The 20,855-nt window shown below is 60.2% G+C and carries 15 protein-coding genes; 11 read left to right on the forward strand and 4 right to left on the reverse strand.

Annotated elements, in window-relative coordinates:
• The first annotated feature begins 30 nt into the window (after nt 1–30).
• Nucleotides 31–2,121, forward strand: a complete 2,091-nt coding sequence (locus tag VGN12_02030; protein ID HEY4308204.1) for a M28 family peptidase — start codon at nt 31–33, stop codon at nt 2,119–2,121.
• 247 nt (nt 2,122–2,368) lie between these two features.
• A complete protein-coding gene (locus VGN12_02035; protein HEY4308205.1) occupies nt 2,369–3,130 on the forward strand; it encodes a hypothetical protein in 762 nt (253 codons plus the stop codon).
• 513 nt (nt 3,131–3,643) lie between these two features.
• Here VGN12_02035 and VGN12_02040 read toward each other — a convergent pair.
• Nucleotides 3,644–3,919, reverse strand: a complete 276-nt coding sequence (locus VGN12_02040) for a hypothetical protein (GenBank protein ID HEY4308206.1) — start codon at nt 3,917–3,919, stop codon at nt 3,644–3,646.
• 524 nt (nt 3,920–4,443) lie between these two features.
• On the opposite strand from VGN12_02040, the gene VGN12_02045 reads away from it, so the two are divergent.
• From VGN12_02045 to VGN12_02055, 3 genes are read left to right on the forward strand one after another with little or no spacing between them, the layout of a single operon-like run.
• The gene (locus VGN12_02045) at nt 4,444–5,112 is read left to right on the forward strand and encodes a hypothetical protein (GenBank protein HEY4308207.1); all 669 of its coding nucleotides are present in this window, start codon (nt 4,444–4,446) and stop codon (nt 5,110–5,112) included.
• Complete coding sequence (locus VGN12_02050; GenBank protein HEY4308208.1) at nt 5,109–6,188, forward strand: hypothetical protein; 1,080 nt, start codon at nt 5,109–5,111, stop codon at nt 6,186–6,188. The genes VGN12_02045 and VGN12_02050 overlap by 4 nt, the downstream gene beginning before the upstream one ends.
• 34 nt (nt 6,189–6,222) lie before the next feature.
• Nucleotides 6,223–7,161, forward strand: a complete 939-nt coding sequence (locus VGN12_02055) for a sugar phosphate isomerase/epimerase family protein (protein ID HEY4308209.1) — start codon at nt 6,223–6,225, stop codon at nt 7,159–7,161.
• A gap of 54 nt (nt 7,162–7,215) precedes the next feature.
• Here the strand turns inward: VGN12_02055 and VGN12_02060 are convergent, their stop codons facing one another.
• Entirely contained in the window at nt 7,216–8,415 is a 1,200-nt protein-coding gene (locus tag VGN12_02060) for a hypothetical protein (protein ID HEY4308210.1), read from the reverse strand.
• Between the two features lie 173 nt (nt 8,416–8,588).
• On the opposite strand from VGN12_02060, the gene VGN12_02065 reads away from it, so the two are divergent.
• Together VGN12_02065 and VGN12_02070 are read left to right on the forward strand one after the other, a co-directional pair.
• Nucleotides 8,589–9,074: a hypothetical protein gene (locus VGN12_02065; protein ID HEY4308211.1), complete on the forward strand. Its 486-nt coding sequence runs from the start codon at nt 8,589–8,591 to the stop codon at nt 9,072–9,074.
• Between the two features lie 198 nt (nt 9,075–9,272).
• On the forward strand, nt 9,273–9,497 hold the full coding sequence (locus VGN12_02070) for a hypothetical protein (GenBank protein HEY4308212.1): 225 nt from the start codon (nt 9,273–9,275) through the stop codon (nt 9,495–9,497).
• A 203-nt stretch (nt 9,498–9,700) separates the two neighbouring features.
• On the opposite strand, the gene VGN12_02075 is transcribed toward VGN12_02070, so the two are convergent.
• Both VGN12_02075 and VGN12_02080 read right to left on the reverse strand, forming a co-directional pair.
• Nucleotides 9,701–10,765, reverse strand: a complete 1,065-nt coding sequence (locus VGN12_02075; protein ID HEY4308213.1) for a class I fructose-bisphosphate aldolase — start codon at nt 10,763–10,765, stop codon at nt 9,701–9,703.
• Nucleotides 10,766–10,991: 226 nt separating this feature from the next.
• On the reverse strand, nt 10,992–13,328 hold the full coding sequence (locus VGN12_02080) for a DUF4159 domain-containing protein (protein HEY4308214.1): 2,337 nt from the start codon (nt 13,326–13,328) through the stop codon (nt 10,992–10,994).
• A 727-nt stretch (nt 13,329–14,055) separates the two neighbouring features.
• On the opposite strand from VGN12_02080, the gene VGN12_02085 reads away from it, so the two are divergent.
• The 4 genes from VGN12_02085 to VGN12_02100 all read left to right on the forward strand — a co-directional run bounded on the left by VGN12_02085 (nt 14,056) and on the right by VGN12_02100 (nt 20,772).
• A complete protein-coding gene (locus VGN12_02085; protein ID HEY4308215.1) occupies nt 14,056–15,012 on the forward strand; it encodes a MoxR family ATPase in 957 nt (318 codons plus the stop codon).
• Between the two features lie 189 nt (nt 15,013–15,201).
• Nucleotides 15,202–16,098: a DUF58 domain-containing protein gene (locus VGN12_02090; protein HEY4308216.1), complete on the forward strand. Its 897-nt coding sequence runs from the start codon at nt 15,202–15,204 to the stop codon at nt 16,096–16,098.
• 139 nt (nt 16,099–16,237) lie between these two features.
• On the forward strand, nt 16,238–18,397 hold the full coding sequence (locus tag VGN12_02095) for a BatA domain-containing protein (protein ID HEY4308217.1): 2,160 nt from the start codon (nt 16,238–16,240) through the stop codon (nt 18,395–18,397).
• A gap of 119 nt (nt 18,398–18,516) precedes the next feature.
• The gene (locus VGN12_02100; GenBank protein ID HEY4308218.1) at nt 18,517–20,772 is read left to right on the forward strand and encodes a glutamine amidotransferase; all 2,256 of its coding nucleotides are present in this window, start codon (nt 18,517–18,519) and stop codon (nt 20,770–20,772) included.
• Nucleotides 20,773–20,855: the final 83 nt, after the last annotated feature.

Genomic DNA, 20,855 nt, shown 5'->3' on the forward strand with positions numbered 1-20,855 from the left:
TTTCTCAAATTTTCAGGAATGAGATCCTCGATGCTCGAACCGTCGAAACAGGGAACCAGCAATCCGCGTTTTTCGCTGGATTTTTTGTCATGCGCGCGAATGACCCGCCGAGGTTGGAACGCGATAGTTATCGCCGCCTTGTTGTTCGTGGCCGTGTTTTCGGCGCGGCCGACGGGGGCCGTCGAGGCCGAGGCCACGGCATCGGCCGAAAAACGGCTGGCCGATAGCACTCGATTCCTTTCGGACGACGCGCTCGAGGGGCGTGGCGTCGGCACGGACGGCATCGACAAGGCGGCCGACTATCTGGCCGAACAGTTCACGGCGCTGGGTCTGAATACGAAGCTTTACGACGGCACCCCGTTTCAAAAGTTCAAAATGCCTGTCGGCGTCGAGATGGGTGAGCCCAATGTACTGGCGTTCACCGCGCCAACTGGCAGCAAGGAGAAGTCGATCTCGTTGAAGCTCGGCGAGGACTTCACGCCGCTGGCGCTCGGTGGATCGGCGGTGCTGGACGTGCCACTGGTATTCGTCGGGTACGGCGTGACCGCGAAAGATAAAGGGTACGACGATTACGCGGGCATCGACGTCGAAGGAAAGGCGGTCATTATCCTGCGCCGTTTGCCGCAGGATGGCAGCCCCCACCCGGCCTTGGGGAATTCGGAGCATTCGCACTTCGCCCCCATGTCGCGCAAGGTGTCAAACGCGTACGAGCACGGTGCGGCGGCCGTAATTCTGTGCAGCAGCACTCCGGCGCTGGAGAAAGCGATCGACGATCGGCGCGCGCAATTGCGTAACGCCATCGCGGCGCTGACCGAGGCGCAGGCCGAATTTCAGAAATTCGAAAAACCGACGCTAGCGCAAGCCAGCGCGCATCACGAGCGCGTCAGCGAGCTTGTGGATAGCATCCAGACGCAAAACAAGAACTTGGCCGAAGTTCTCGATCCGCTGTTGTCTTTTCGCAGCCCGGGCGGGGGCGAGCCATCGCAAATCCCGGTGGTGCATTGCCGGCGCTCGGTTGTCGATCGAATGCTGAAAGAATCGCTGGGCACCGACCTGGCCAAGCTGGAAAAAGAGATCGACAAGGGGCCGACCCCGCACAGCCGGGAGTTGCCCGACTGGCGTCTGACGGGCGAGATCAACGTCACGCGTCGCGAAGCCGAGGTAAAAAACGTGGTCGCGGTGCTCGAAGGAGAAGGTCCGCATGCCGACGAAACGATCGTGATCGGCGCGCATTACGATCATCTGGGATTCGGCGGCGAGGGATCATTCGTCAAAGGCGAAAAGGAAATTCACAACGGCGCGGATGACAACGGGTCGGGCACGGCGACATTGCTCGAAGTGGCCCGCCTGCTGGCGACGCGCGAGAAGAAACTGCCGCGGCGCATCGTCTTCATCGCCTTTACTGGGGAAGAACGGGGCCTGATCGGCAGCGCCCGCTACTGCAAGGAGCCCCTGTTTCCGTTGGACAACACCGTAGCCATGTTGAACATGGACATGGTCGGCCGGCTAAAAGACGACAAACTAATCATCCAAGGGGTGAACACGTCGCCGGAATTCGGACCGATCCTGGAGCGATTGAACGAAACATTGGGTTTCGATTTGACGGAGAAAGAGGGAGGGACCGGCCCCAGCGACCACTCATCGTTCTATGCGCGGAAGATCCCCGTGATGCACTACTTCACGGGTTTGCACAGCGATTATCACCGCCCCAGCGACGACTTCGACAAGATCAACGTAGCCGGCATGCGGCGCGTGGCCGAGATCGTGGCCGGAACCGCCGTGGCCATTGCCGAGGCCGACGCGCGCCCGACGTACGTCGAAACCAAGAGCACCGAGCGGAGCGGCGGAGACGGCGACCGGCCGTACTTCGGCAGCATTCCCGACTTCGGCCAAGAGCAGCCGGGCTACGCCATCAGCGGCGCGACGAAGGACAGTCCGGCGGACAAGGCAGGGCTGAAAGGCGGTGACATCATTATCAAGCTGGGTGACAGCAAGATCGGTAACCTGGAAGACTTCGACAACGCCCTGCGGAAATTCAAAGGGGGCGACAAGGTGCCGGTCGTCGTGAAGCGTGGCAGCGAGGAAGTGCGCAGCGAGGTGACGCTGTCACCTCCCCGCTAGCAGAGAGCGACCCACGGTCGATCATTGTGTCTAATAGGCTCGTTTCGCCGTTGGCGGAAAAAGCATGGCGCGCGCTGCAGCAGGGCCGGCCGGATAGCCGATCGCTATCGAAGCGAGATGGCATCCTCATCAAAAGCGATTCGCCGGCTCGTATTGACCCATCTTAATGTTCGTGGCAAACTCTGCCCCGCGCGGCCGGCGCCCGAGGCCGGCAATCACGAGAGACCCAAGGACGGAGATTCTCGACATGGTATGTCGTTGCGTGTTTGCAGGAGTAGTGGCCACGGCAATGCTCGCCACCATCGGTTGTGGAGGCAGCGAACCCGGCACACCAACTTCGAGCACATCCGCCGGGTCCACGGCCGCCCAAAGTGCGAAACCGGACGAAGTGGTTCGCACGTTCCTCGAAGCGATCCGCACCGGTAACGATGGTCAGGCCTCGCAAATGTTGACCGAGCTCGCCCGCACCGAGACACAGAAGCACGAGTTGGTCGTCGCCCCTCCCGGGAGTGAGACGGCTCGCTTCGAAGTGGGGGCAGTCGAATACGTCGTGAAGGACGAGCTGGCGCACGTCGACAGCAAATGGACCGACGTAGGTGATGATGGTCAGCCACACACCGACGAAATCATCTGGGCGCTGCGCTTGGATCAGCAGGGCTGGCGCATTGCTGGCATGGCGACGAGGATCTTCCCGAATGAGCCACCATTGTTGCTGGACTTCGAGAAGCCCGATGAGATGATGCAGCAGCAGAAAATGGCCGAAGCCGAGATTCAACGACGCGCAAGCGGCGGCCAGGGCCCCGTGCAAACGACGCAAGCCCCCGGTCAAACGACGCAGGCGCCGGCACAAACGATGCCTCCGACAAAACAGGGGGCCGTTCCCCCGGCGACGCAAGCGACGGTGCCACAAGGGACCACTGGCGCGGCGCCCGCGCCGATGCAACCCGGTGTGAAAGCGCCTGCTCAGCGAGCAGCTCGTCCGAACGACGGCAACGTCCTGCGGCAGTAGTCGCGGTCGATAAAAGCCAAAAAAACGGGACGAATTTCCCGTATCTCTCTACGCGCGCCTCGCTTCTGGCTGCGCGACGACCAGGCCCATAATCTCTTTGACTGCAAGCCTTTTTGGCTTTGGGCAGGTTGGGCATGTGGCATTTAAGCCAAATGTCGCTAAATTTTACCCATCTATCCCTGCATGCCACAAAAAGGGATTCTATAGTTCAGCAAACGATCTTCACCGATCGCCCCAAAGCCCCGCCTCTTTCTATCCTTCCGTTTTGGTCCTTGACAACGAAATCGTCAGTGTTAACTTAACCGGCCTAGCCTGCTACGCCCAGTTTGAACGGGGCGACCGTTAAAGTCGGATCGTTGAAGGATCAATCGTTCAGCTAGCTAGCCGGCGTGGAAGGTACAAGGAAACGAAGTCCGAAGGTCCCCCCAATTGTCGACCGTCACGACTGGGGATGGATACACGAGTTTGACGGTCAATTGGTTTGGGTCAAAACCCTTTCGGTACGGTACCTGTTTAGTGGGAGGAGTCAGAATGAATCGTGCATTGTTTTTCGGCATCGCGATGTTCTTCGCGATGGTCGGCATTGCCCTCGTAGGCGCCGACAACAAGGCTTCGGCCGGTTTCCGTCATCGTGGCTGCGGTGGTTGCTCCTGTGATGGTGGCAGCTGCGGCGGCGGTGATTGCTCGGCGGCTGCTGCCCCTGAGTGCAGTGGTTCGGCTTGCAGCGGTTGCCATGGTCGTCGTCATCACTGCTGTGGTCTGTTGCACCGCCTGAAGAACCGTTGCCATGGTTGCAGCGGAAGCAGCTGCAACGGTGGCTGCTCGGCTCCGGCCTGCAATGGCGGTGGCTGCAGCGGTAGCGCTGGTTGCGACGGTGCGGCTCCGGCTGCCCCCGCTGCCCCGGCTGAGACCCCTCCTCCGGCTCCCGCCGCGACCTAGTTCGCTGGGAATGCCGTCCGCGTGGGAATTGATTCCAATCGGACTCTAGGGATAGGTAGACGGCACCGAAGGTAGGCACCCGCGAAGATCGAAAGATCCTCGGGGTGCGACGGATCGAACAAATTAAGCTGGGCCTTTCCCTCGGGAGAGGCCCGGCTTTTTTTATGCGCGCCCTCTCGCTCTGCGCCGCATTGATGCGAGAGTCGATATCCGCAGGCGCGTTAAACGAGAGAAACCTGGGGATTTATTCCAGCGGCGGCAATGGCCAGCCGATCATTTTGTATGCTAGCTGAAGGCGCCGCGCCCCCGGCAGCCGCGGGGCAATATTCCCGCCTGCTGCACCGTCTTTCGTGACACGAACCTGGCATCTGGACATGATGGCTTCCGCTTCCACGAACCCCGCCCCAACAGACGCCGCATTGCCCAGCGAAGGCACGCGAACGCTGGTCAGCTTTCTGGTGTTCGTGCATTTGTTTGCGTTGGTGATTGGGGTCGTCTCGAACGAGGTTCCTTCGCAGTTGGAAGTGGCGCTGGCGCGCTTGCCTATTCTGCAGCAATATCGCCAGGTCCTTGGCATCGATCTGCCGTACTCGTTTTATTTCACGCGCGGCAACGACCCGGGCGGAGAAATGGACATCGACTATACGCTCTCCGCCACGCTGAAACGCCCGGATGGCACCACTGAGAGCGTCGAGTTTCCCAGCCCCGGTATGTGGCCCCATCAGCGTTTCCATCGCTACCAGACGCTGGCCCGGCAAGTGGCCACGTTCAGCAGCGAAGATGCCCCCGAGCCGCAAAACCTGGAGTTGCTGGTGCAAGCGATTGCGGGCGGCCTGATGCGAGCTTATGACGCATCGTCTGTCGAGCTGCGCTGCCGCGGGCAACTGACGCCCCCCACGATGGCCGATTACCAGCCTGAGCAGGATACGCGCGAGAACTTCCGCTCGGCCTACGACGGACGAGCGTTTCTAGTGGATGGTCAGGTGGAACTGCTGAAGAAAGAGTCGGCGCGCGATACCGCGCCGCCGCCGAAAGCGCCATGAGCCTGAAGAGCACCACGATCGTGCAAGACGAGCGACGCAATCAAACACGCACCGGTAGCGCGCCAGGCGGCCAACCGTCTTCGCCGGCGAATGCGCCCGGCAACCGCGCCCTGGTCGAAACGATCAGCGACTATTTTCGCGCGATCACCGAGAGCTTTGGCGCGGCTTGGAATCGTTTCTGGTTCACGCCCACCGACCCGCTCGTGTTATCCACGATTCGCGTACTGGCGGGAGTGATCGCGTTCTACACAATTCTGACCTACACGCCGGATCTGGAATTGTTGCTGAGCCCTGACGGGCTGCTCGCGCAAGAGAGCGTGACGCAGTTGCGTAGCAACTTCTATAGCCTGTCGTATTTCTACCTGCTCGAGACGCCGGGCCAATTATGGGCGGCACACCTGGCAGGGCTCGCGGTGCTCGCGCTATTTACCGTGGGCCTGTTTACGCGCGTGACGTCGATCCTGTCATTGATCGTCGTGCTGTCGTACTTTCATCGTTCGTTCGTCGTAACGAGCGAAGTCGAGCCGATTCTGGCCTTCGTGATGTTCTACTTGTGCCTGGCGCCGGCCGGTGCGTACCTGTCGCTCGATCGCTGGCTCGCCCGACGTAAAGAATCCTCCGAAAAAAGCGCCGACGACAATCTTCCTCGCGCCACTTGGACGGCGACTGTGCCAACGCGGTTGATCCAGGTTCATCTGACGCTGGTCTACGTGATGATGCTGCTCGCCCAGCTAAACGAAACGCCCTGGTGGGACGGGACGGCGGTGTGGTGGCTGCTGGGGCGCCGCGAATCGGCCATGTCCGATCTGACCTGGCTTTACGTACACCCTTGGCTGGTGAATGCCTGGACGCATTCGTTCGTGCTGTTCGAGGGCCTGTTCATCGTGCTAGCCTGGAATCGCCTGGCGGCGCCGCTATTGGTCGCCGCGAGCGTGCTCGCCTGGGGCCTGATGTCGGTGGCGACCGGTTTGGCCCCCTTGGCCGCGATCATGATCGTGGCAGGGCTGAGCTTTCTAACCCCGGATTCGCTACGCACGCTGCTTGGTTGTTGTCGTCTGTCAGGGCTTCTAAAATAGCCGCCGGCGACAACAATCCAGGAGCTTCCGTGCGATGAACGACCGGCACGATCGGCGTGACTTTCTGTGCGCTGCTGCGCGAACCACCGCGGCCTTCGGCATGGCCGGACTAGGGCTCGGCTCAGTCAACCTCGGCTCGCGAGTCGCACAGGCCATCGAGCCGATTCGTCGCGTGGGCGGTCCGAAATTCAAATTCAGCCTGGCGGCCTACAGCTACCGCGATTTGCTCAACGCGAAGCCGCCGAAATTGTCGCTTGACGATTTCATCACCGACTGTGCGAAGATGCAGTTAGAGGGAACCGAACTCACCTCGTACTATTTTCCGAAGGATCCCACGGACGAATATCTGCGCCATCTGAAGCAATTGGCGTTTGACTTGGGCTTGGACGTTTCCGGAACCGCGGTGGGAAATAATTTTTGCCTGCCCCCCGGACCGAAGCGCGACGAACAGATCGCGGACGTGAAACGCTGGATCGAGCGGGCCGAAGTACTGGGCGCGCCGGTGATCCGCATTTTCTCGGGTAATGCCGGCGGCGGGTTGAGCGTCGACGAGGCGCACAAGCTGGCCGTGGCCGGTATCGAGGAAACCTGTCAGTACGCCGGCGAACACGGCGTGTATCTGGCCCTCGAAAATCACGGCGGGCTGACCGCCACGGCCGACGGATTGTTAGAGCTCGTCAACGATGTGAAGAGCCCCTGGTTCGGCGTGAACCTGGACACGGGCAATTTCAACACGCCCGACCCCTATGGTGACCTGGCACGCATCGCTCCCTATGCGGTGAACGTGCAAGTGAAGATCTCAATGCATCCGGCCGGCGGTAAACGCCAACCTGCGGATCTGAAACGGCTGGCGCAAATTCTTCGCGACAGTGGCTACCGCGGCTACATCGTGCTCGAGTTCGAAGAACCGACCGATCCGCTCGTCGAATGTCCGCGATACATCGCGGAAATGAGACAGGCGTTTTTGGGGTAGGCGCCGCGCACTGTTGTCGAGCGCCCGAAAGCGAAGCACTTCTTTCCCGGTGATTCACCGAGGTGCCCGCAGGCTGCTGTACACGGTGCGGGGCATATTCGCTTGCAACTGTTGAGCGGTAGACGCCGGCAGACCCTGCGGCCCCAATGCCAGGTTCGTCAAGTTCTTAATCGCAATAAACGGTCCGGCGTCGGTGAACTTACCGGTCTTTGAGTTCAACGATAGCTGGGTGAGCGAAGTCAGACCCACCAGGTGCTGAGCCCCGTTATCAGTAAACCATGCGCCTTGCACATCGAGCCACGTCAGATTTGTCATCACGCCAATGTGTCGCAGAGCCTCGTCCGTCAACTGAAAGTCTCGCGACATCGTGAGAAAGCGCAACTCGTCAAGTTGCGCGATGCCGGCAACATCATCGTCCGTAATCGCGCATTGATAAAGCGACAAAGAATTCAGATTCTGGCAACTGCGTAAACACGCGAAGTTAACTCCGGTCAGCGGGCAAGATGTAATTCGTAGTGACCGCAACTCCGGCATGGCAACGGCGATGCCAGCCAGTCCCGCGTCCGAGACGCCGGTCCCTGTCAGGCTCAGCGTAAACAGCCTTTTATGCTGCGGAAGCTGCCGAAAATGTTCGTCCCTAAAGCCAGGCCCCGAGAGTTCTAATTGCGTGAGCGCGGGCATGCGTGCCAGCGGTGTCAAAGCATCAGGACCCAAAACGGCCCCGGGCTGGCGCGTTGATTGTGCGTCATGCTTTTGCATACTTAAAACGGTGAGCGCGGGCAACCGTGCAATCGCGGCCAAGGCCTCGTCCGTCAAGGGATCAGTCGTGTTGCCTGAAATCCAAAGAGTACGTAGCGACTGCAATTGCGCGAGTTTGGCAAGACCGGTCCCTGATACATTGGTATTGTTGAGGAGCAAATATCGCAATTGCGGCAGGCCCGCCAGGTGGGCGATGGTGTCATCCGTGACCGTCGGGCCCGAGAGGGTCGCATTGATGACGTGCGATTCCAGGTCAAGATCGATCCATTGTTCGAACCAGGTGCGCGAATTCTGCGCTGTCGAACTATCGATTCCATAATGTTCGTAACGGACCCTGCCGCCGGCGCGAAGGATTTCAGCGGCAATAGCCTTCTCGTCACGAGCTTGCTTGACCTTGGTACCTATGAATGCCATACCGACAGCCAACAGCGTGGTAATGACGAGCATGCCTCGTAGTGTCAGTCCAAACAGCGGACCGGTCAGTCGCAATCGCATGAGTGGATCTTAATCGTGATTACGGCGTCAAAAAAGCACGGCCGTCGTAAATCAACAAATGCTTAGCTTCCAAGATTCGTACCGCACGAACGAATAATGTGCGAATTGCGTTCGCGCGCATCCCGCGGCTTTCGACATAGCCGCTCAATGCCTGGCACATTATCGAGGAGAAGATGCAGCACCATCCTGCAACCGGCTTTGCACGGCTCGGAACCTCGACTGTCTGGTTGGCGATCCTTCTGTGCGCATGGTTCGCGCTCGATTTCATCGGCTGGTCGGGCTTGGTCGAGCGCGAGCCGCTCGTATCGCTGGCCGGCCTCATGCTCTTGCTGATGCTGCTGTTTATCGCGGGCGGGTTGTGGCGGATTTCCTATGTGGCCTTCCCGAATGCGATCGCCTTGAGCGTTTGGGCGTTCCTGCAATGGCAGACGCACTGGTCCAGCTATTTCTTTGCAGCCGGTCCTCAGAAGCTGGCCTGGTACGGGCGAGCTTTCGGCAGGCATTGGCATCTGCTCTCCGATCGTGCAGCGCATACAACACCCGACGTCTATCACACGGTGCTGGCCGTGTTGATTCTGGTAAATCTGGTCAGCGTAGGTCGCGATATCGTCGGCGGGTTGCTGTCGCGCGTAACACGGAATTCGACTTTGTCGCCGTGACGGTTTTCTCCACGCTTGCCCCGCTCGGAGAATGCCCTGGGGTGTTTACAGGGACCCTCGCGATAAAATGGGCGACCTATTCAACTGGCGGAAACCTGGAAGCTGACATTTTGGCCATCTGTTTGACAGTCCACAACAGCTGCGTAGCATTGCCTATGCGTCCCCTGATGATTCGATTTGCATAACGAGGAACAAGCAATGACCAAGTTTCGTGCGATGCTCGCTGTCGGTGCGTTGGGCGCTTGTGCGTGCGCCGTGGCCTTGATGATGAGCGCCGAACGCGGTAGTGCTACATCGACCGCCGCACCGGCGTCGTCGGTCGTCAACAGCAGCCCGGCAGTTGGCGCCGCGAAGAAGGCGTCGAACGACGACCTGGCACGCCGCTATCGCCGTGTGGTGCGCCGCCGTTCGGTGATCATCTAAAACGTTTTGTGATTGATCAAACCGAAAACTAATCGCAGCAATGAAACACACAGAGGCCGGTGGCGGATTTCGCCACACGGCCTCTGTTTTTGCGCTAGTATAATGTGCTGATAGCGAAACCACTCAGGCATCGGTAGGCGTGATCCCGCGGGCGCTGCAGGGCACCCTACTGCCCTCCGCCTAAGGCCCACTGCCGACTCTTCTCAGGCGACGGTGACACCCTTATCCAGGTAGACGTCCTGGATCTTGTTCAACAGCTCGACGCCGTCCTTCATCGGGCGTTGGAACGCTTTGCGGCCACTGATCAGGCCGGTGCCGCCGGCGCGTTTGTTGATGACGGCCGTGCGCACCGCGTCGACCAGGTCTTGCTTGCCCGAGGCTCCGCCCGAATTGATCAGGCCAGCCCGGCCCATGTAGCAATTGGCGACCTGGTAGCGCGTCAGATCGATGGGGTTGTCGCTCGATAGCTCGGTGTACATCCGCTCGTCGTACTTGCCGTAGCTTTCGCCCCCCGTGTTCAGGGCTTTGTAACCGCCGTTATTCTCAGGCAGCTTCTGCTTGATGATGTCAGCCTGAATCGTGACGCCCAGATGATTGGCCTGGCCGGTCAGGTCGGCCGAGACGTGATAATCCTTGTCCTTCTTAAAGGCCTTGTTGCGCAGATAGCACCACAGAACGGTGGCCATGCCTAGCTCGTGAGCGCGGTCGAATGCCTGGGCGACCTCGACCAACTGGCGGTCGCCGTCTTCCGAGCCGAAGTAGATCGTGGCACCGATCGCGGCGGCTCCCATGTCGTAGGCACGCTGCACGGTGCCGAACATGATCTGCTCGAATTTGTTGGGGTAGGTCACGAGCTCGTTGTGATTGATCTTCACCAGGAACGGAATGCGATGAGCATACTTGCGGGCCACGCTTCCCAGCACGCCGAACGTCGACGCCACGGCGTTGCAGCCACCGTCGATCGCCAGGCGGACGATATTCTCGGGGTCGAAGTAGTCCGGATTCGGGGCGAACGAAGCGCCGGCCGAGTGTTCGATTCCTTGATCGACCGGCAGGATCGACATATAGCCGGTGCCAGCCAGCCGGCCGTGGTTGTACATCCAGGCCAGGTTGCCGATGACGCGTTGATTACGATCGCTGGGAACGAAGATCCGGTCGACGAAGTCGGGGCCTGGCAGGTGCAGCCGCTCCTTGGCGATCGTACCGCACCGATGCTCGAGCAATTTCGTACCGTCAGCCCCTAGCAGTTTGACAATCCATTCACTCATAGCAATCACCTCCGGCGTAGCTGCCGAGCTTGAGTCCGCAAAAATCGCCCCAGAAAAATCGGCACGTAGTATAAGCGATTTAACCGTTCTTTCGCGAGAGTCCAGTGCCTCTTGTAGGGTACGCTTTGCGTACCATTCTTGACGCGAACAGAGCGCGAGCCGCATTCACCGTTAATGCACAAATGGTGCCCAGAGGGCACCCTACGATCGCGGCAGCCGGGACGTCCTACTGATGCAGCGCATACAGCACGACATTCAAACCCAGTCGTGCGGCGTCGTCGCGGGTATAGCCGGGGCATTCCAGCGAGTCGTGTCGCTCGAGCGCGCAGCTCAAATCGTATTTCGAGAACAGTACCGCGTAATGATCGCCCAGCTTGAGCGCTTCCAACTCAGGCTCAACTTGCCGTACATTGGCTTTCAGCGGTCCACCGGGCGCCTGGCGTTCAGGCTCGCGTCGTTCGAGCGTCTTGAGCTCGAAGCCACCGTACTTATCGCTAAAAATGTCGTCCGTACCGGGCACTCGTTCCAGCGGATGGTCGGGGAAGATGGCCGCGACTTCTTGCCGTACGGAATTGGCGAATTCCTCGCTCGAGCAGATCGCGTCGGCGACCAGCACGCCGCCACGTTCGAGGTACGTCTTCAACCGCTTCCGCTCCGCATCGTTCAGCCGGAACGCGTTACGACCGTGCATAAAGATGACCGGGAAGTCGAAAATGCGCTCCTCGGACAGTGTTATCTCGCGAGCGTCGGTGTTGGCACGCAGCCCCAACTCCCCCGAGACATATCGCAACAGATTCGGCAGCGCCATCGGCGCGGCGTTCCAGCCGCCGGCGTGCTTCACCGTAGCGATGTAAAGCTTGGCCCGGCCGACCGAGTCCTCAGGCGCGCTGTCGGCCAGTTGCGGCAGATCGAGCTTGTATTTCGGCTCGCGATTCGTGGCGTACGACAACACATTCACGCCGATGGCGCGGGCCGCCGCGATCCGGCGTTCGATCTCGGCCGGGTATTTCTTCTCGTTCACCAACTCGCGCCCGGGTCGCGCCAACTCCCAATAACACGAAAGGTTCTCCGGACAGTACATGACGCTTGTGCGGCAACCGACGTCGACACCCCACAGAGGTCGCACGAATCGCGGGTCGACCGGCTCTTCGGACGACCAGACGGCGTGCTCCGGCGGTAGCAAGTGCAGGCGGTGGTCAGGCTCGGGGAACATGCGATCGATCAATACGCGAAAGCCACGATCGAACTCTGCTCCCTCGCAAACCGCATCGGCAAAGATAAACCCGCCGCGGTTAACGTACTCGCGCAGTTTCGCGATGTCGTCGTCCGATAGCTCGGGCGCTTGCGTGCCTCCCAAGTACAGGACAGGCGACTCGATCAGGTCGTCGCTCGTGGCGGCATCGACGTCGATCACTTGCCAGGTGAGATCGCGCTGCCAGCGCTTTTCCGTATACGCCACCAGGTTCGCCAGATCCCGCCGATGATGGTTCCAGTCTTCCTGCGGCCCGTGGCGAATCTTGGCGGCCACGATCGGGCGGCGCCCTTTCGCCAGAAACAACAGCGCCAGGCTGGTGCCAATATGCGAATCGTTTTCGCCCAGGCCCGTGCCGCGCCAGAAGCCCGAGATGTCTTCCTGCAGATTGATCAACCAATCGGCCCCTTCACGATACCAATCGTGTTTGCCGATGAAGCGCTGGTTCGTCAACCGGCCAGTTCGTTCCAGGCCGTAAAGATAATAGAGGAGAAAGGCGCGAGGATCGTCGCCCGGATTGACGCGCACAGAAAAGTGCCGGCCCAGCCAGTTCATGGCGCGATCGATCGATTCGTCCTCCTCGTGCGGCTGGCAACACTTCACCTGGTCGCCGTCAACGCGCGCGTCCCCTTCGTCGAGAACGTCGCGGGCCATGATCATGGCCCCGATCCCGGCGCAGGTCATGCTGCCGCTGCCGCTGCCTGGATCGTTGGGCTTGTAGCTCCACGAACCATCACCAGGGCGTTGGGCACGCTGCCAGTACTGCTGCGCAAGGCGCCACGTCTGCATGCTGGCCGGCACGCCGGCGCGATGCGCTTCGTACAACGCGAGCACGGCGAACTGCGAATTCGAGTTATCACCATACCCTTCGGGATAGCCCCAGGCGCCGCGGAATTTCTCGTTCGCCTTGTCCCGCTTTTGCTGCTCTTCGAGCCATTTGACGTTGCGTCGAATTAACAGGGCGTCGGCCGTGGGCTCGGCGATGCTGAAGACCATCGTCTGAAGGCAAACGACGTAATTGAATTTCGGCGGAATCTTGCGCAGGTAGGCAAGCGCGTCGCGAATCTGCGGATCATCCGCCGGCACGCCAGAATTCAGCAGTGCCAGCGTCGCCAGTGCCGTAACACCACCGGCCAAAGTCGGATGCTCTTGCCACGAGCCATCGCGGCGCTGCTCGCGCTTCAGATACTTCACGCCCCGGTCGATCGACTGGCGAACCTGCTCGGCCGTGACCTCCGCACGGGCCGCCTGCGTCAACACGCCCGCCGCGATGCTGGCCACGAGAAGACAAAGTACGATCCGCTGCCGCATCCGTGGCCTCTTCGAGAATCGAAATTCGAACTGACGAGAAACTAAGGACGTCGCCATCCCGCCGTGAAATGCGTCACGCGGTGGAGGGTTGGCAAGTCGTCCGCGGTCCACCAGGTTCAAAGCGAAGGGTTCCACGCCGTCGCTGCAACGCGTCCGCTGCCCCACGGACAGCCGCGAGCGGCAGCCGTCTTTGCATTCTACTTTTGCATCGTTGCCCCAGCAACGCAGCGGGCAGTTCTCGCAGGAGAACTGCAAAGTTGAGAATCTGCTTGTCTTCTGTGGCGGGCCTCTTCGAGGGCGGGACCTCATCGTGGCGCTCCGGGGTCGCAGACCCCGGCTACAGACTTCGCAGTTCTGCTGACACTCGACGGCAATCAGCGCCGAAATGTCGAACTCGCGGCCATTGTCCTTCGTAATACACCGCGCGCCTAATGCATGTTCTGACATGTCCCGCTGAGGGGGCGTCGGCAAACTGTGGGCATAAAGCTGACTTTGCGGCCTGCAACACCCCCGCGTTGCTCGTCTGGACGTTTGCCAGCTAGAATGAAAATATGTCGCGTTTTATCCGCCTCTCATCCTGATATAAGGGGTGCGAGCGCGGACGCTATATCCCGTCGCCGGCCGGCAAGAGTCCCGAGCACATCACTAAGGACACGCGTTGAGCACCAAATCTACCCATCGCAATCTGGGCGAGGTTCTTCAGGAGTTCAGCCAGCATCGGCGATTGATGCAGGAGGAATTGCAGAAGGTCATCGTCGGCCAGGACGAAGTCATCGAGCAGATGTTCGCCGCCATATTCACCGGTGGGCATTGCCTATTGGAAGGCGTGCCCGGCCTGGCCAAAACGTTGATGGTCAGCACGCTGGCCAAAATCCTGGACGTCACTTTCAAACGCATTCAGTTCACGCCGGACTTGATGCCCTCGGATATCACGGGCACGAATGTCTTGGAAGAAGATGACCAGGGGCGGCGAAACTTCCGCTTCGTCGAGGGCCCGATCTTCACGAACATCCTGCTGGCCGACGAAATCAACCGTACACCACCGAAGACGCAGGCCGCGCTGCTGCAAGCAATGCAGGAGCGCGAAGTGTCGGTCGGGCAGCAGACGTACAACTTGCCGGAGCCATTTTTCACGATCGCAACACAAAACCCGATCGAGCAGGAAGGAACCTATCCGCTGCCCGAAGCGCAGTTGGACAGGTTCATGTTCAATATCAAGGTCAACTATCCCAGTTTGGCCGAAGAGGAACAGATCCTGGCTTCGACGACGCGCGGCGAAAAGCCCGAGGTGCGACGCGTCCTTTCAGGTCGAGCGATCGTGAATCTGCAAAAACTGGTCCGCTCGGTGGCCGTCAGCGAATACATCATTAAATATGTCGCACGACTGGTGCGCGCGACCCGGCCGAAGGACGAATCGGCGCCGGACTTCGTCAAAGAACTCGTCGATTGGGGGGCCGGTCCGCGTGCCGGGCAATTCCTGATCAACGGCGGCAAGGCGCTGGCCGCGATGGAAGGACGATTCTCGGTCGCGATCGATGACGTCAAACGAGTGGCCGTCGCCGTGCTACGGCACCGCGTCAGCACAAACTTCCAGGCCCAGGCCGAAGGGATGAATACCGAAGACGTGATCAAGCGTCTGTTGGAACTGATTCCCACGCCCGAGATTCCGAAATTCCAAGGTTGAAGAGATGTTTTTGCCACAGAGGGCACCGAGGACGGAGATACAAGATCGCAATGGAATCAAAGGATCGCGACTCGCTGCTGAACTCCGACGGCGCTCGGATGATTGCCGGCATCAAACGATTCTCTCTGTGATCTCGGTGGCCTCTGTGGCTAAGTAATCTTTGGCTCCGTTGCTAACTGTTAGATTGTCATGTCGGTAGCTGAAAAATATTTGAAGCCCGAGGTGGTGCGCGAGATTTCGCGGCTGGACCTGCGCGCGCAGTTCATCGTGAAAGGCTTCCTGCAAGGCTTGCATTCCAGCCCGTTTCAAGGCTTCTCGGTCGAATTCAGCGAACATCGCAAATACACCGCCGGCGACGATCCGCACGACATTGACTGGCTGGTCTTTGCCAAGACGGACAAGTACTACATCAAGAAATTCGAAGCCGAGACCAACATCACCGGTTATCTGGTGATGGATCTGAGCCGGTCGATGGCTTACACGTATCGGCAAGAGCTGACCAAGTTCGATTACTCGATCTGCGTGGCCGCGGCGCTGTGCTACCTGATGGTACACCAGCAAGACCCGGTCGGGCTGATTACGTTCGATGAGAAGATTCGCCAAAGCTTGCCGCCGCGCTCGAAGCGGACGCAGTTGGGAAACATCTTGTCGCTACTCGCGAATCTAAAGCCGTCCGGCAAGACCGAGATCGCCAAGAGCCTGATCCAACTGGCGGCCATGATGCGGCACCGAAGCCTGGTCATGCTCTTCTCGGACCTGCTGGCCGATCCCGACCCGATCATTCACGCCCTGCACCGGCTGCGACACGGCGGGCATGACGTGATTCTGTTTCACATTCTGGACGAGGCCGAAGTGCGCTTCCCTTTCGATGGGCTGGTCGAGTTCCACGAGCCGGAATCGGACGAGCGGGTTACGCTCGACGCCGATGGGTTCAAGGCGGACTACATCGCCGAAATGAATCGCTTCCGCGAGCGTTATAAACGCGAATGTTTTCAAAGCGGCATCGACTACGTGCCGCTTGATACCAGCATGCGCTTCGACCGCGCCCTGACCGGATATCTACTCAGCCGCCGGGCGAGGTGCTGAGAAACTAGTCGTCAGTAGTCGGTTGCTAGTAGTCAGTGACACGCATATAGGTGCCCCCTTGTGCTAACAACGACCACGCACCGACCACTGATTACCAGGTACTGATTACTGAATACCGACCACCGCTGCGACGCAGCTCATGGACTTCCTTAATCCTGCCTTTTTGGCTGGCGCCGGTCTGGCGGCCGTTCCGGTGGTGCTGCATTTGATCATGCGGCAGCAACCGCGGCTGTTGGAATTCCCTGCGCTGCGCTTTTTGCAGGCACGACAGCAGTCGAATCGGCGCAGCATGCGGCTGCGGCACCTGCTGTTGTTGGCGCTGCGCGCGGCGGCCATCTGCTTGTTGGCCCTGGCGCTCGCACGCCCCAGCATTCACGCCTCGGGCGTAATCGGCGATCAAGAGGCGCCGACCGCGGCGGCCCTGGTTTTCGACACCGCGCCGCGGATGAGCTACCGGCACGAAAACAAGACCCGTCTGGAAGCGGCGCAAGAAATCTCCGAGTGGCTGCTCCCCCGGTTGCCGTCCGACAGCCAGGTGGCGATCGTCGACGCCACGCCCGGCGAGCCCACGTTTCAGATCGATATGAGCACGGCCCGCCAACGCATTGGTCGCATGGAAACGACCGGGCTGGGGCGAACCCTTCCAGAATTAATCGAGGGAGCAGTCGCGCTTCTGAAAAAGAGCGAGCTCGAGCGCAAGGAAATTTACGTCTTTACCGACCTGGCTGCCACGGCCTGGAACACCGACACGCCTGATCGTATGACGCGCGCCCTGCTCGAGTTACCGGGCTTGGCGGTCTATGTCATCGACGTGGGCGTGCTCGATCCGCGTGACCTGTCGCTGGGCGAATTACAGCTATCGAGTCAGGTGCTGGCGCGCAACAGCCCTTTGCACGTGGTCGGTGAGCTCGATTCGCTGGGCATGACCGGCGATGCCGTGGTCGAAATGTACCTGGCCGATAATGACGGTCAGATGCAGAAGCGCAGTGAGCAGACCGTCAATTATGTGCCCGGCGGCGCTCAGACGCTCGACTTCTCGGCCGCCGGACTGGATATCGGCACGCATCAGGGCTATGTGCGTATCGTGCAGCAGGACAGTCTGCCGATCGACAACGAGCGTTACTTCACGGTCGAGGTCAAGCCGCCGTGGCGCGTGCTGGTGGCGGCCACGCAGCCGGCCGATTATCACGCGGCGAATCTGGTCGAAGCGCTTGCTCCGGCTGATTTTCGTCGCACCGGACACGCTCGCTACGAGTGCGAAGTGGTCGATTTCGCCGAGCTTGGGCGTCGTCCGCTGGAAAGCTATGCGGCCGTCTGTCTGCTCGACCCGCCACCACAGCCGGACAATACATGGCGAATTCTCGCCGATTACGCGCGGGCCGGCGGCGGGGTCGGCATTTTCCTGGGCAGTAATGTCGAACGGCAATTCGCCAGCTTCAATGCCGAAGCGGCGCAGGAAATATTGCCTGGCCCCCTGGATTTCGTCGCGCGTTTTCCCGAGGGGACGAACTATTTAAGCACGCGGAACGATCAGCACCCGATCCTGGCCAAGTTCCGTTCTCGGCGCGGCTCAGTGCCGTGGGAAGATTTTCCGGTCTATCGCTTCTGGCAATTTGAAAGTCTGCAGCAGGGTATCGGCACCGTCATGGCGCTCGCCGGAGGACAGCCGGCGCTACTGGAAAAACCGCTGGGAAAAGGGCGCGTGCTGACGTTCGTGACGCCGGTCTCGGAATTGGCCGAACTGGCCGAAGACGATCGCTGGAATCAATTGTGGGGGGCCGGAGCGTGGCCCTTCTTCATGCTCTCGAACGAGATAATGCTGTACCTGGTTGGCGGTAACGACGAGCTCATGAATTACGCGGCAGGACAGACGGTGGTCGTGCCGATCGAGCCCGAGAAGCGGTTTCCCACGTTTCTGATCTCGACCCCCAGCGGCGAAAGCATTCGCCAGGCCCCCAATCAGCAGAATGCCGTGGTCGTGGCGGCGACGCAACAGCCTGGCAACTACCGAATCCGGGCTGGCGGCGACAAGGACGGTGTGAACCGGGGCTTCAGCGTGAATCTGACGCCCGAGGCGAGTCGATTGACGCGTATCGACGAGGACGAGTTGAAGCGACTGTTCGGCGAGCAGACATTTCATGTCGCGCGCAGCCAGGAGCAGATCGACCGTCACGTCAGTCTCGATCGCGTCGGCCGCGAACTATTCCCGTTGTTGATTGCCATTGTAGCGATCGTACTAGGGGCCGAGCATGTTTTGGCCAACCGTTTCTATCGCGAAGCGCAACCGGTGAAAGAGTGATACGAAATGATGAATGATGAATGCAGATTGACGAATCGGAGAGCAGAGTCGCGAACTTGAAGTTACCCCGTTCATCATTTTGCAATCGTCATCCTGCCTTTGTTTAAGCCTTCCCCTCAATGCTCCGTTTAGTTCTCAGTCCTGTCGGCGGTTACCTGTTGGTCGCGCTTGCGGCCGCGGTGCTGCTCGGACTGTTGGCACTGGGGCCGGGGCAGTCACGCGTCTCGCAGAAGCGCCGGCGCGGACTGGTAGCGCTCCGTTTGGTGATCGTGCTGTTGATCGTTCTGGCCATGCTGCGCCCGACGCTGGTGTGGACCACGATCAGCCGCAAGCCGACCACGGTCGTAATTCTGGCCGACCAATCGCGCAGCATGCAGATTGCCGACGCGGCCGGGGACAAGACACGTTGGGAATCGTTGCGGGCGAGCCTCGAAGCCGCGCAGCCAGAGCTTACGAACCTGGCCAACGAGATCGAGGTGAAGGTTTACACCTTTGATGCCGAGGAACATGCGATCGACGTCGTGGACAGCCCAACCCAGTGGCCGGAGAAGGCCGACGGTTCGCAAACCGCGATCGGTTGGGTTCTTGACGATACCTTGCGGCGCGAGACGGGGAAGCGGTTGGCCGGCGTAGTGCTTCTTTCGGATGGCGCCCAGCGCGCGGTGCCGGCCAAGGACGTGCCCCCGCAGACACCGGCCCGACGGCTGGCGGACCTGGGCTTCCCGCTGTACGCGGTTCCGTTCGGTCAGGCCCGGGCGCTGGATCAAGCCCGCGATGTGGCACTTTCCGACATGCGCGCGCCGCAAGTCGTGTTCGTCAAGAACGAAATGGCCATCGAGGCCGTCGCCCAACTGGAGGGCTTCGTCGGACAGGACGTCGTCGTGCAGCTTTCCGTCGAGACGACGCCCGGCAAGATGGAGGTCGTCGATTCGCAGCGCATTCGCGCCGAAAAGAACGGCGACCGCTTGCCGATCAAAATGAAGTACATGCCGGATTCGGCAGGCGAGAAAAAAGTCACGCTCAAAGCGGCGCCTCAAACGGGCGAGTTGGTTACCACGAACAACGAAGTCAGTACGTTCGTCACAGTGCTCGACGGCGGCCTGAAGGTGTTGTACTTGAACGGCGCTTTACAGCCGGACATCAAATTTCTGCGCCGCTCGCTCGACGCTTCGCCGGACATGAATGTCGATTTTCGCACGATGGACGCTCGCAAGCCGGAGACCCGGCCCAAGGATCTCGACGAGCTTTTTGAGCCCGGCCGGTACGACGTCTACTTCATCGGCGATTTGGATTCGGTCGCTTTTACTGAGCGTCAACTGTCGGCGCTCGCACAGGCGGTCGATCGCGGCGCCGGCTTGATCATGGTCGGCGGATTTCACAGCTTCGGGCCTGGCGGCTACGCGGCTACGCCGCTGTCAAAAGTGCTGCCGGTCGATATGGATCGCCTCGAGCGGCAAAATTTTGGCGAGGCAATTCGCGCAGATTTACACCTGCCGGAAGGCTCGAAATTAACCATGCGGCCCACGCGCATCGGTCAAACGCATAGCATCATGCAATTGGCGCCGGCGGCCGAGAACGGGAAAGCCTGGGAGGAATTGCCGGCGCTCGACGGCGCCAACAAACTGGATCGCGTGCAGCGCGGAGCCACGGTGCTGGCCGAGACTCCCGACAATCACCCGCTGTTGATCGCGCGCGATTTCGGGCGAGGCCGGGTATTGGCCTTCGGTGGCGATTCGACGTGGCGCTGGTGCCTGGGCGGCTTCGAGGCGGCGCACAAGCGCTTCTGGCGGCAGGTCGTGCTGTGGCTGGCGCGCAAGGACCAATCGACGGAAAATTCGGTGTGGGTCAACCTCGACGATCGTCGCTACAGCCCGGGCGCGCGCGTCGAATTCACGGCCGGGGCGCGCGACGCGCACGGCGAACCGATTGCCGACGCCACTTACGACGTCGAGATCTTACGGCCTGACGGCAGCAAGGCGTCGCCGCGTATGAGGCACACGGCCGGCGAAATGGCCGGCACTTATCCCGATGCGCAAGTGGCCGGAGACTACACGTTGATCGTGAAGGCCTCCGTAAAAGGGGCGCTGATCGGCTCGGCCCAGGCGCGATTCCTGGTTTACGATCAAGACCTGGAACTGGACAACCCCGCGGCCGATCGCGGCATGATGGACAGCCTGGCCGCGATGACCAACGGGCGGACCGTGGCGGCCGATCAACTAGGAGAATTGTTCGCCACGATCCAGAAGCAGTTGGAGCAACTCGAAGTCGAGACGATGGTCAAACGGACGCTGTGGGATACCTGGCCATTCTTTCTGCTCTTAATTGCACTCTTGGGTGTCGAGTGGTGGCTGCGGAAGAAGTGGGGGCTGGTGTAGAGTGGCGCGGAACGGAGGCCAAATGTCAACTCGCCACCTAATTCCCCTCACCCTGACCTCTCCCAGAGGGAGAGGGGTTTTGC

The sequence above is a fragment of the Pirellulales bacterium genome (genome assembly GCA_036499395.1).
Lineage (GTDB): Bacteria > Planctomycetota > Planctomycetia > Pirellulales > JACPPG01 > JACPPG01.